Origin of the sequence: Candidatus Pelagibacter sp. HIMB1495 (genome assembly GCF_052047955.1) — a bacterium.
GTDB lineage: Bacteria > Pseudomonadota > Alphaproteobacteria > Pelagibacterales > Pelagibacteraceae > Pelagibacter.
Genome location: NZ_JBNAIQ010000001.1, coordinates 356,226 through 368,339, shown reverse-complemented (window position 1 = coordinate 368,339; position 12,114 = coordinate 356,226). Strand labels below are relative to the sequence as shown.

The 12,114-nt window shown below is 29.7% G+C and carries 14 protein-coding genes; 8 read left to right on the top strand and 6 right to left on the bottom strand.

Translation table 11 applies throughout. The annotated features are described in order from the left end of the window. Positions 1-39: 39 nt before the first annotated feature. Entirely contained in the window at positions 40-486 is a 447-nt protein-coding gene (locus ACTTAW_RS01950; protein ID WP_440633045.1) for an Hsp20 family protein, read from the top strand. A gap of 41 nt (positions 487-527) precedes the next feature. Here the strand turns inward: ACTTAW_RS01950 and ACTTAW_RS01945 are convergent, their stop codons facing one another. Further along, positions 528-833: a hypothetical protein gene (locus ACTTAW_RS01945; RefSeq protein WP_440633046.1), complete on the bottom strand. Its 306-nt coding sequence runs from the start codon at positions 831-833 to the stop codon at positions 528-530. Between the two features lie 127 nt (positions 834-960). On the opposite strand from ACTTAW_RS01945, the gene ACTTAW_RS01940 reads away from it, so the two are divergent. Further along, a complete protein-coding gene (locus tag ACTTAW_RS01940) occupies positions 961-2,271 on the top strand; it encodes an NCS2 family permease (protein ID WP_075506462.1) in 1,311 nt (436 codons plus the stop codon). A 38-nt stretch (positions 2,272-2,309) separates the two neighbouring features. On the opposite strand, the gene ACTTAW_RS01935 is transcribed toward ACTTAW_RS01940, so the two are convergent. Further along, positions 2,310-2,843 carry a phosphoribosyltransferase gene (locus ACTTAW_RS01935; RefSeq protein ID WP_440634774.1) on the bottom strand — a complete coding sequence of 178 codons (534 nt, stop codon included), beginning with the start codon at positions 2,841-2,843 and terminating at the stop codon, positions 2,310-2,312. A 28-nt stretch (positions 2,844-2,871) separates the two neighbouring features. Between ACTTAW_RS01935 and ACTTAW_RS01930 the strand changes: the two genes are divergently transcribed. Further along, positions 2,872-3,168: a DUF1330 domain-containing protein gene (locus ACTTAW_RS01930; protein WP_440633386.1), complete on the top strand. Its 297-nt coding sequence runs from the start codon at positions 2,872-2,874 to the stop codon at positions 3,166-3,168. On the opposite strand, the gene ACTTAW_RS01925 is transcribed toward ACTTAW_RS01930, so the two are convergent. Both ACTTAW_RS01925 and ACTTAW_RS01920 read right to left on the bottom strand, forming a co-directional pair. Continuing rightward, on the bottom strand, positions 3,155-3,790 hold the full coding sequence (locus tag ACTTAW_RS01925; protein WP_440613738.1) for a DNA-3-methyladenine glycosylase family protein: 636 nt from the start codon (positions 3,788-3,790) through the stop codon (positions 3,155-3,157). The two genes, ACTTAW_RS01930 and ACTTAW_RS01925, sit on opposite strands and share 14 nt — an antisense overlap. Further along, the gene (locus ACTTAW_RS01920) at positions 3,783-4,664 is read right to left on the bottom strand and encodes a DMT family transporter (RefSeq protein ID WP_440633048.1); all 882 of its coding nucleotides are present in this window, start codon (positions 4,662-4,664) and stop codon (positions 3,783-3,785) included. The genes ACTTAW_RS01925 and ACTTAW_RS01920 overlap by 8 nt, the downstream gene beginning before the upstream one ends. 33 nt (positions 4,665-4,697) lie before the next feature. On the opposite strand from ACTTAW_RS01920, the gene msrA reads away from it, so the two are divergent. The 4 genes from msrA to ACTTAW_RS01900 are packed head-to-tail and all read left to right on the top strand — an operon-like array spanning position 4,698 to position 10,081. Beyond that, the gene (gene msrA, locus ACTTAW_RS01915; protein ID WP_440650904.1) at positions 4,698-5,141 is read left to right on the top strand and encodes a peptide-methionine (S)-S-oxide reductase MsrA; all 444 of its coding nucleotides are present in this window, start codon (positions 4,698-4,700) and stop codon (positions 5,139-5,141) included. Position 5,142: 1 nt separating this feature from the next. Next, a complete protein-coding gene (locus tag ACTTAW_RS01910) occupies positions 5,143-5,955 on the top strand; it encodes a rhodanese-like domain-containing protein (RefSeq protein ID WP_440650903.1) in 813 nt (270 codons plus the stop codon). Between the two features lie 3 nt (positions 5,956-5,958). Continuing rightward, positions 5,959-6,954, top strand: a complete 996-nt coding sequence (locus ACTTAW_RS01905; protein WP_440613734.1) for an efflux RND transporter periplasmic adaptor subunit — start codon at positions 5,959-5,961, stop codon at positions 6,952-6,954. A 4-nt stretch (positions 6,955-6,958) separates the two neighbouring features. Further along, a complete protein-coding gene (locus tag ACTTAW_RS01900) occupies positions 6,959-10,081 on the top strand; it encodes an efflux RND transporter permease subunit (protein ID WP_440650902.1) in 3,123 nt (1,040 codons plus the stop codon). On the opposite strand, the gene ACTTAW_RS01895 is transcribed toward ACTTAW_RS01900, so the two are convergent. Beyond that, positions 10,078-10,689: a transglycosylase SLT domain-containing protein gene (locus tag ACTTAW_RS01895; RefSeq protein WP_440650901.1), complete on the bottom strand. Its 612-nt coding sequence runs from the start codon at positions 10,687-10,689 to the stop codon at positions 10,078-10,080. The two genes, ACTTAW_RS01900 and ACTTAW_RS01895, sit on opposite strands and share 4 nt — an antisense overlap. 44 nt (positions 10,690-10,733) lie before the next feature. On the opposite strand from ACTTAW_RS01895, the gene ACTTAW_RS01890 reads away from it, so the two are divergent. Then, positions 10,734-11,444, top strand: a complete 711-nt coding sequence (locus ACTTAW_RS01890) for a 2,3-bisphosphoglycerate-dependent phosphoglycerate mutase (RefSeq protein ID WP_440650900.1) — start codon at positions 10,734-10,736, stop codon at positions 11,442-11,444. Here the strand turns inward: ACTTAW_RS01890 and ACTTAW_RS01885 are convergent. After that, a complete protein-coding gene (locus ACTTAW_RS01885; RefSeq protein ID WP_440650899.1) occupies positions 11,422-12,111 on the bottom strand; it encodes a sugar phosphate nucleotidyltransferase in 690 nt (229 codons plus the stop codon). The genes ACTTAW_RS01890 and ACTTAW_RS01885 overlap by 23 nt on opposite strands. Positions 12,112-12,114: the final 3 nt, after the last annotated feature.

Here is a 12,114-nt window from a genome sequence, read left to right as displayed (position 1 = left end):
GGCTTGCATAAAATAAACTTGCTTAAAAAGGAGGATATTATGACAAGTAAGGATCTATCTATATTTAACTCACTAAGACCTTTTTCGATTGGTTTTGACGATATGTTTGATCAATTTGAAAACATGCTGGGTAACGGAAGTTTGACAATGCAATCAAACTACCCTCCATACAACATCAGAAAAACTGGTAAGGATAATTATGCAATTGAAGTTGCATTAGCTGGTTTTAATAAAAATGATGTTGAGGTTGAGTTTGAAGATAATTTATTAACGGTAAGAACAAAACAAGTTGATAAATCTGAAAACAATGAAGTTAATGGAGAAATAATTCACAAAGGTATTTCTCAAAGACAATTTGCAAGATCATTCACTATAGCTGATGATGTAAAAGTTAACGGTGCTGAACTTAAAGATGGTCTTTTAACAATATCTTGTGAAAGAATTATACCAGAGCACAAAAAGAAAAAACTTATAGAAATTAAATAAGTTTACCCTTACTTGCGAGGATTTATCCTCGCAGGTAAAATTTAAAAACATCCGTTGGAAGCAAATCCAATTACTAATTTATCTGGATTAATCTCAAATCTTCTCTCACATGGAAAACCATACTTCTTGGTATTATAAATAAAAATAAAATTACCTTTTTCATTTTCAAAATCTTCATCAGGTTTTCCAAGCTCCATTTGTAATTTACTTGCTGATTGACCAATAAATTCACTCAACTTTTTATTTTCTTTTTGAATAGCTGCGTCTGTTTTTTGCTTAACTGTTTGACAACCAGAAACAAATAAAAAGATAAAAAATATAGTAAATAAAATCTTCAAATTTTTCATATTAATCACACTATCATTACAATTATGGCATAAATATAAACTTATGGGTTGAATTCTGTGAATAAAATGGACTTATTCAAAGTATTATTCAACAGAATCAAATAATTATCAGACTTTAGGAGGACAAATGCTTGATAATTATTTTAATTATAAAAAACACAAAACAGATTTTAAAACAGAAGTCATAGCTGGAACTACAACTTTCTTGACGATGGCTTATATAATGTTTTTAAATCCATTTATCTTATCGGGAGAATTCGCCGGTCCCGAAAAAGGTTTCTTTGATTTCGGCGCGGTATATACAGCTACGATTTTAGCTACAGCTTTAGCATGTTTCATTATGGCTTTTTATGGAAAGACTTGGCCAATAGGACTTGCACCCGGAATGGGTATTAACGCATTCGTTGCATTTGGTGTATGTGCTGGAATGGGATACACACCTCAAGAGGCACTTGGTGCTGTATTGGTAGCAGGTGTATTATTCTTAATAATATCTTTAACGCCAATAAGAGCATGGCTAATTAACTCAATTCCAAAAAGTTTAAAATTAGGAATTGGTGCAGGTATAGGATTATTTTTAGCGATTATCGGATTACAAATTATGGAAGTGGTTGTAGATGATCCTGTGACTTTAGTTAAATTAGGCAATCTTGGAGATCCATTAGTTCTTTTAGGATGTGCAACTTTTATAGCAATCATTGTTTTAGAAAAAATGAATGTAAAAGGTAACATCATCATAGGAATTTTGGTATTTAGTATCATTGCTTGGGCTGCTGGCCTTGCTAAATTTAATGGTTTAGCTAGCTCACCTCCTCCTATGACATATCTTTTTGATTTTGATTTGTCTGCTGCAATGACTGCTAGTATGTCTACAGTAATATTCACTTTATTGTTTATCGACTTCTTTGATACAGCTGGAACTTTAACTTCTGTAGCAAACGTTGCAGGTAAAGTAGGTAAAGATGGAAAAGTCCAAGATATCAATAAAGCAATGCTATCTGACAGTGTTGGAACAGTTGCGGGTGCAATGATGGGAACTACTACTGTAACAAGTTATGTTGAGTCTGGTGCTGGTGTAAAAGCAGGTGGTAAAACAGGAATGACCTCTCTTGTAATAGGTATTTTGTTTTTAGCATGTATCTTTTTTGCCCCTTTGGCAACTAGTTTACCTAAACAAATTGATGGTGCAGCTCTACTTTTTGTGTCTGTTCTTTTTGTAAGAAATATTACAGATATTGAGTGGAACGATATTTCTGAGTCTGCTCCTGCAATACTTGCGATGATAGCAATGCCGTTAACATACAGTATTAGTAATGGAATTGCCCTAGCATTTGTTTCTTACGCATTAATTAAAATATTTACTGGAAAGTTTTCAAGCACTTCTCCAGCAATATGGGTAGTTGCAATACTTAGTGTTGTAAGTTTTGCTGTAAGTTAAATAAGATCTTAACAGGGCTAGTTTACTAGCCCTGTTAACTAATTTCTTTTAATTAATTCTTCAATAGATAATTCTTCGTAATGTTCAGTTGGCTGAACAATCCATGGGTCAGAATCTAGTCTTACAGGACAGAAATCTGGTTCGAAAGTTGATGATTTTTTTTTCCAAAGACAAGCAGTTTTAACTTCTTTTATAAAATCTTTTGTTTGAGGATAATTTTTTAACCACTCAATGCTTTTATTTAAAGTTAAACCAGTATCAGAAAGATCATCTATCAATAAAACTTTACTAAAATCCTCGTTATTAGCTAATGAGCTTATTTCTCTAGCAAACATAAGTTCACCTTGCTTATCTTCCATTCCTTCACCTGAATAACTTTGAATAACAATGTAGGCTATTGGTAATTTTAAAATCCTCGATAAGATATCAAGGATCGGTGCAGCACCTCTCATAATACCAATTAAAACTGTAGGTTTGTATTCCTTGTGAATTTGTATTGCCAGTTTCTCAACAATTTTTATATATTCATCAAAAGAGATTATGAGTTTATCAGCCATGAAGTTTAGTATCATAAGTAAAAAAATTTAAAAAGGAGAAATGATGAAGGTTTACTGGATTGCTTTGTATAAAAAGATAGATAACCAAGAAAATATTAAAAAATATGGAGCTAAAGTTACAGATATAATTAAAAGTTATGGGGGTGTACCACTAGTAAGAGGAGGAAAGTTTAATACTTTAGAGGGAGAAACTTACCCAAGAACAGTAATTTGGGAATTTCCTAGTTATGAAAAAGCTATGGAGTGTCATGACTCTAAAGAATATCAAGAAGGTTGGGCGCTCGCAAAAGATACAACCGAAAGAAACTTACAGATAGTCGAGGCTTTTAATATTGAATAGGCTCAGGATCTATACTTCTCCAAAGATACCATGTGGCTACAGAACAATATGGGGAAAATCTTTTTTGCAATAAGTTTACATAGCTTTCTGGTGGAAGATATTTTTTATTATAATTTTTTGAAATAGCTCTTAGAAGTCCTATATCTTGTACAGGCCATATATCGGGACGATTATAAGTAAATAATAAAATCATTTCAGCTGACCATCTTCCAATTTGTCTTAGTTTAGATAAATAAATAATTGCTTCTTCATCAGACATACCTGGAATAACTTTAGGATTAAATGTTTTATTTAATACTTGTTCTGCTAAACTTTTTATACCCTTAACTTTTTGTCTACTTAATCCACAGCTCTTTAATTGAGAGCTTGATAATTTATTCACTGTTTTTGCATTAATTTTGTTTTTACATTTTTTTTTAAACTTTAAAAAAACTGAGTTAGCAGCAGCTACACTAATTTGTTGACCAATTATACTTTTACAAAGAGAAAAGAAAACATCTCGCCTTGATGTAAGAACAGTTTCTGATGGTGACTTATATTTTTTAATCAAAAAGGACATTGTTTTATCTTTTTTTGATAAATACTTTTTTGCTTTATTCCAATATGACGGGGTTTTACTCATGACGTGAAACAGATAGTTTTTTTTTCAAATACATTTCTCTTCTAAATATAATTATAGATGAAACAATAACTAATAAAGCACCTAACAAAGTTTTAGAAGTTGGTATTTCATTCCAAATAAAATATCCAAATATTATTGCGAAAACTAATCCAAGATATTTTAAAGGAGAAACCAAACTAACTTCTGAATATTTATAAGATTGTGATAGCCATAAATTTGCAAGACCACCTAATATACCAACCATTGATAGCAAAAATAAATCAAGTAAACTTGGCAAGATCCATCCCTGATAAAACGATAAAAAACTTAGAAGCATTATCGAGAATGAAAAGAAAAAACTGATCAACCAAGCAGGTTCGGTTGATGATAATTTTCTTATAGCAATTGCTACATAGGAAAGACCTAAACAAAAAATAATTGGGTAAATATAATACACATTTAAAGCACTAAACCCTGGCTCAGTAATAAATATTATTCCTAAAAATCCAACTAACACTGCCATCCATCTATATAAACCAACTTTTTCATTTAATAAAAAAATTGAAAAAATTGTAATAAAAATTGGTGCAGCAAAGGAAATACTTACAACAGTTGCCAAAGGTAAATTTCTAAGTGCAACAAATATAGAGACCAAAGCTATAAGTCCCGCTAAGCATCTTTTAAAATGAAGCACAGGTCGCGTTGTTTTATAGAAATCAAAATACCGATCTTTAGGGATAAGGAATAAAATTGGGATTATTCCACAAAAGCCTCTAAAAAACAAAACTTGCCCAACTGGATAATCATCAGACCATTTAACAATTAAATCCATTAGCGAGAAAGCGCATACAGATATAAACATATAAAAAAAGCCCAATTGATTTTTTGATAACATGTGATTAACTTAGATCAATTAAGGTATTTATCAATGGAAATAGCAATTTTAGGTTTAGGATGTTTTTGGGGACCAGAAATAAAGTTCAGCAAGCTTGATGGTGTTACAAAGACAGAAGTAGGATATTGTGGAGGTAACTCTGACAAAACAAACTATAAAGAAGTTTGTTCTGGTACAACCAATCATGCTGAAGTAGTTAAGTTAGAATTTGATCCAAATATAATTTCTTACGAAAATATTCTTGAACATTTTTTTAAATTTCATGACCCCACTACGTTAAATTCTCAAGGGCCTGACTTTGGAACTCAGTATAGAAGTGAAATTTTTTATACAAACGATGATCAAAAAACTATTGCACAAAAGATGGTAGAAAAAGAAAATATTAAACTATCTGGCAAAGTAGTAACAAAAATTTCATTAACTAAAAACTATTGTACAGCAGAAGAGTATCACCAAAAGTATCTAGAAAAAAGATAGTATGTCATTGGTTGATACAGATTGGCTAGAGAAAAATCTCGACAAAGTGAAGATAATTGATTGTTCTTGGCATATGCCTGCTGAAAATAGAAATGCTCAAGATGAATTTGATAAAGAACATATCCCAAATGCTATTTTTTTTGATTTAGATAAAAATTCAAAACAAGACACTGACCTTCCTCATATGCTTCCAAGCTTAGTGGTTTGGAATGAAATAATTTCAGACTTAGGAATTTCAAAAGATGATCAAATTGTAATTTATGATAATTCAAATGTCATAAGTTCATGCAGAGGTTGGTATAATTTTATTTATTTTGGTCATGATCCAAAATTGGTTAATGTTCTTGATGGTGGTTTTAAAAAATGGAAAAGTGAAAATAAAAAGACCTCAAATATTTCAGCAAATTTAAATAAATCTAAATATGAGGGTAAAGAATTATCTAAACTCGTAAAAAATAAAGTCTTAATTGATCAAAATATTTCTAAAAAAGAATTCAAAGTAGTAGATGCGCGAAGTAAAGAAAGATTTGAAGGTAAAGCTCCAGATCCAAGAAAAAATGTAAGAAGTGGTTCTATTCCAAATTCGATATGTTTGCCTTTTACAGAGGTAATAAATGAAAATAAGACTTTTAAAAATAAAGAGGAATTAAATAAATTATTTCAAAAAATATCAAAAAATTTTGAGGAAAATTTAGTCTTTTCTTGTGGATCTGGTGTTACTGCTTGTGTTTTAGCGCTTGCATATTCTTTAGTTAATACTAAATATCACCCAACCATTTATGACGGATCTTGGTCAGAATATGGAAAAATTTAAATTATGAAAACATCAACTAAAATTACGAGTATAATCGTCATCTTCTTTTTAATTATTGCCATAGTGATTATTGGCAGAACAATGATTGGAAATCATTTTAAGAAAAAATTTAGTAAAAGACCTCCTCCTGGAATAATAGTGACCACAACACAAGAGAGAACTTTTGAAAATGTTATAAGTACATACGGAACAGCAGCACCAGTTAAAACTCAGTCATTTAAGGTTGAAAAATACGAGATATTAAAGCCGATAGATTTTAATAAAAAAGTTAAAAAAGGCGATGTTGTTGCTAATCTTAAGAATAGGAAAATTATTGCTCAATTTGATGGGGTTATTGGAAAAAGAGAATTTTCTGAAGATTTAGAAGTATCAAAATCTTCTTTATTGATTAATTTAGAGGATACTAGCTCACTGTATTGCGATGTTGATATACCAGAAATTTTTGTTCCATTTATAAAAGTTGGTTTACCTGTTGATATAAAGTTTTCTGGATATAAAAATAAAATTTATAAAGGTGAAGTTGACTCCTTCGCAAGCAGAATAAGTCAAGACACCAGATCATTAGCTACAAGAATAAAAATGGATAATAAGTCTGGAGAAATTTTACCAGGTTCATTTTTAGAAATTTCAATTAAATACAATGTTAGAGATGGTTTAAGTGCACCTGACACAAGCACAATAGTCGAAGGTGAAAATATATTTATTTATAAAGTGGATGAGAAAAATAAAGTAATGAAAACAAATGTTACTGTAGGTGATAGATATTTAGGATTTGTAGAGATTTTAGATGGACTAAATAAAGGAGATAAAATTGTTGCTGAGGGTACAAAAAAAGTTAGACCAAATTTAACGATTAGACCTATAGAAAAAGGTGCAAAGAAAAAACAAGGAAATTCTGGTTGGGGTAAAAAAAAGGGATCCAAAAAAGCTGAAGAAAAAAAAGGTAAATTTGATTGGTTAAAAAATATTTTTAAAAAATCTGAAAAAGAAAAAAAATAACTAAATGTATATAACCGAAGTTAGTATTAAACGACCTGTTGTTGCTTGGGTAATGTCTTTAATTCTAATTATTTTTGGAATATTTGTTTTTGCGGAACTACCAGTTCGAGAACTTCCAGATGGAATACAGCCTCCAGTAGTTCAAGTTCAAACAGATTATAAATCAGCATCAGCAGAAATTGTTGATGAAGAAATAACTCAAAAACTTGAAGATGTTATAGGTGGTGCAGAAGGTATTAAAAACATCGACTCTAGTTCTTTGAATGGACGAAGCAGAATTAATATACAATTTAATACAGATATTGATTTAGACGATGCAGCGAATGATATTAGAGAGAGAGTTGCTCGTGTTGTTGATAATTTGCCTAGCGAGTCTAATCCACCCCAAATTCTAAAACAAGCAGCAGGTTTCACAACTACAATGTGGGTAGCACTGACATCTCCTACATGGGACGATCTTGATCTTGGAGATTATGCCGAAAGATATCTGATAGATGCTTTTTCAAGTGTTCCAAATGTTGGAAGGATCTTAGTTGGTGGACTAAGAGAGCTTAGTGTAAGAGTTTGGATAGATCCTATCAAATTAGCAGCCAATAACCTTACAATTCAAGAGGTTGAAAGAGCTTTGAGAAATGAAAATCTTAATATTCCTGCTGGTACATTAGAGGCAAATAATAAAGATTTAACTTTAAATATAGATAAGTCTTATTCAAAAATAGATACTATAAAGCAACTTCCTCTAAGAAAAAATAAAGATAAAGTAGTAATACTTTCTGATGTTGCAAATATAGAATTTGGACCTGTTTCAGAGAAAACTTTATTCAAAGCACAAAGTAAAAATGCACTCAACCTAAAAACTGTAGGAATTGGCATATACGCTAAAAGTGGTGCTTCTACAGTAGAGTTATCAAACCAAATTAAAGCCAAAATAAAAGAACTGAATAAATCACTTCCGGATGGACTAAGTTTGGAGATAGCATTTAACAGAGCAACATATATTGGTGCTGCAATCGAAGAAGTTTATAAAAGTTTAATTATTGCTTTTGTTTTAGTAGTTTTAATTATTTATCTTTTTCTTGGAAATCTTAAAGCTGTAATTGTGCCAGCTGTAGCTCTTCCTGTTAGTTTAATTGGTTCATTTCTTGGATTATACATTTTTGATCTCTCAATAAACATTTTTGTATTATTAAGTTTTATTTTAGCAATAGGAATAATTACTGATGACTCTGTAATTATGACAGATGCTATTTATACTAGAATAGAAAATGGTGAAACACCACTAGTTGCTGCTTATAAAGGTTCTAAGCAAATTACTTTTGCTATTATTGCAACTACTTTAATTTTAATTGCAGTGTTCTTGCCCCTTATATTTATTAAGGGAATATCTGGAACTTTATTTAAAGAGACAGCCATAGCGCTATCATTTTCAATTGTAGTATCATCCTTTGTTGCATTAACTCTATCTCCAATGCTTGGAAGTAAGTTTTTAAATAAAAAAGAAAAAGTTAATTTCTTAGTTAAAAAATTTAATAATAAATTTAAATCTTTTACTGGATTTTATATTGATTCACTCAAGTACTGGATAAATAGACAAAAAACTATTTCGATATTTATAATTTTTATCGTTGCAGCATCTGCTTATCTTTTTAATTTTTCAAAAAAAGAATTACTGCCTATGGAGGATAGAGGTTCTTATTTAATAATAGGTTCGACAGATGAAGGTAGTTCATTTGAATATACTCAAGAAAAAGCTCAGATAATTGAAGGAAGAATATTAAGATTATTGCAAGCAGAAGATAGCCCATATGAAAGACTAATCATGAGAGTTCCTGGATTTGGAAGATCCGCAACATCTTATAACACTTTTATAATAATTGCTTTACTTGATGAATGGAAAAATAGAGAAAAAAATAGTCAAACTGTATTAAGAGAAGCTATTGGACAAGTGGTTTCGGTTCCAGAAACTTTTGCATTTCCAATATCTCCGCAAGGAATAAGAGTTTCAAACTACAACAAACCAGTACAGATGGTTATTTATGGGACAAGCTATGAAGAATTAGAAGATATTCAAAATAGTGTTCTAAGAGAATTAAGAAAAAATAGAAATATGTTCAGAATTGAAAGTGATTACACAAAAAACAAACCTGAAGTTAAATTAATCACAAACAAAAATAGAGCTAATGACCTAGGTGTATCTACAGAAAATATAGGTAGAACTCTTGAAACACTTTATGGAGGAAAAAGAGTTACTTCATTTAGTAAAGAAGGAAGAGAATACCCAATAATCTTACAACAATATTTAGCTGATAGACGTGATCAAGACGGATTATCAAAAATATTTGTAAGATCTGAAACAACTGGAAAATTAGTTTCAATAGCTAGTCTTGTTGAATTTGAGGAAAAAGGAACTGCAGAGGCACTACCAAGATATAATCGACAAAGAGCTGTTACAATTTCAGCTGCACTATCAGAAAATTACACACTAACTGAAGCTGTTAAATATTTAGAAGATGTAATGATAAAAGTTGCGCCTCAAAACCAAATTACTTGGAAAGGAAAATCAGAAGAATTGAAAGAAACTACAAACGAAATTTATTTAATTTTTGCTTTAGCTTTGTTGACTGCTTATTTGGTAATGGCAGCAACATTTAACTCTTTTGTGCACCCTTTCATAATTATTTTGACAGTTCCTTTAGCTGTATTTGGTGGTTTAGTATTTATTTTATTTTTAAATAGTTCATTAAATATATTCTCACAAATTGCCTTAATCATTCTTATTGGTATTTCTACGAAGAATAGTATTTTAATAGTCGATTATGCCAATCAAATAAGAACGACAGGTGTGAAAATTCAAGAGGCAGTATTGAAAGCCTGTAAGCTAAGAATTAGACCTATTATAATGACATCACTAAGTACTATGATTGCTATGATACCTTTGGTTATCGGAAATATAGGTCCTGGTGCTGGAGAAGGATCAAGATTAGCAGTTGGTGCAACTATTTTAGGTGGAATGATTATATCAACATTCTTTACTCTATATGTAACCCCTACAATGTATTTAGCATTAGCAAAAAATACTAAGCGGATTGATGCCGTAGATATAGAGCTGAAAAAACAATTAAATTAAAAAATAATATACTTACTTGTAGTTAATTTATTTTTACAATCTGATAATTGTTTTTTATAAATATTTGACTGTTTCTCAACTCTTTTAGCTAAGTTAATAACCTTATTATTTTTTTTATAATTTTTATAATTCCCCCACCCTTCGTGGTATGCAACATATTGTCTAAAAGCATCTTTCTTTGAAATTTTTAAAATTTTCTCAGTTTTGTTTGTATACCAACCAATAAAATCTACACTATCTTTAAATCTTGTTCTTGTTGCAAATTTATTACCTGTTTCTTCTTTGTATTGTTTCCAAGTACCTTTCACCGCTTGAGAATATCCAAAAGAACTAGAAGGTCTTTTGTAAGGGATAACTTTAAATATTTTTTGTCTTGGAGGTTTTGCTAACCTATCAAAACTAGATTCCATCTTTATAATAGCTAATTGTAAATACACAGGTGTACCCCACTTTGCTTCTGCTTTTTTAGCATGCTTATACCACAGATATCTTTCATTAAATATTGAGCAACCATCTGCAGTATTAGATGGAATTGATGAGCAAGCAGAAAGTAAAATAAAATTAAATAATAAAAAAAAATATTTATATTTTTGAAAAAAATATTTCATTAATCTTGTAGTTTTATTTATCAAATTAATTTAAAAGGTGGAAGATGAGTTATTTAGTTTTAGTTAGACACGGTCAAAGTGTTTGGAATTTAGAAAAAAAATTTACAGGATGGGTAGATGTTGATTTGACAGAAAATGGTAAATCTGAAGCAAAAAAAGCGGGTGAATTAATTAATAAAAACAACCTAACAATAGATCTTTATTTCTCATCTGTTCAATTAAGAGCCAAAAATACATTAAAAATAATTCAAGGAGAATTAAAGGACAATAAAGTTACTAGTGAGGCATGGGAATTAAACGAAAGACATTATGGTGCACTTACTGGTCTTAACAAAGACGAAATGAAGGTAAAATTAGGGGAAGATAAGGTACATCAGTTTAGAAGATCTTGGGATTTAAGACCTGATCCTCTAGACAAACAAAATCCATATCATCCATCTAATATAGAAATTTATAAAAATATTCCTGAGGATAAAATACCTAGTACAGAGTCTCTAAAAGACACTTATGAGAGAGTAATAGATTTTTACAAAAAGAAAATTGAAATCATAAATGATAAAAATATTTTAATGTCTGCACATGGAAATTCAATTAGAGCTCTTTGTAAGTACCTATTTAATTTGGATAATGATGAAATTTCAAAATTAGAAATACCGACAGGTAATCCTTTGCTTATTGAAGTAAATGGAGATAAAAAAGTTTTAAGTGCTAAATATTTAGATTCTGAGAGAGCTAAAGATCTTTTAGTTTTTTGAAGATTTCCAAATTAGTTAAATGATAAAAATTTTGTTTGCTTTCATATCCATGTAAATCTTTGGTATCAATCAATTTGTTCCAAATTTTAGAAATTGAAAACTTTTCATTAGTTTCATTTATAAACAATTCTTTACTTAATATCTGACAGCCGATGTAGATATAATTCTTATTTAATTCCTTAGTAATAAGATTATTTTCTAAATTGAAATCACCCTTTAAATTTTTATCAAAACTTAAATTTTTGTTTACTAATAAAAGAATATTTTTTAATTTTTCACTAAAATAGAATTCTTCCATTTTATTAATTTCATCAAAATACTCTTTTGTCCAAACAGTATCAGGATTAAAAACTATAAAATCATCTTCATTAGAATGCTTAATTAAATTTAAAATACCACCCCCGGTATCTAGAATTTCTTTTCCATCTTCTATAATTTCAATATCAATATCAAAATTTTTATCTTTAAAAAATTTTAGAAAATGATCTTTTAAATAAAATGAATTTATTAAAATTTTCTTGATTCCCAAACTTTTAATCAATTGGATGCATTTTTCTAACATTGTTTCATTATGTAACTCTAACAATGGTTTGGGTGTATCTAATGTTATTGGGTTTAATCTTTTTCCATATCCCGCACATAATATTAACGCTGTATTTATTTTCATAAT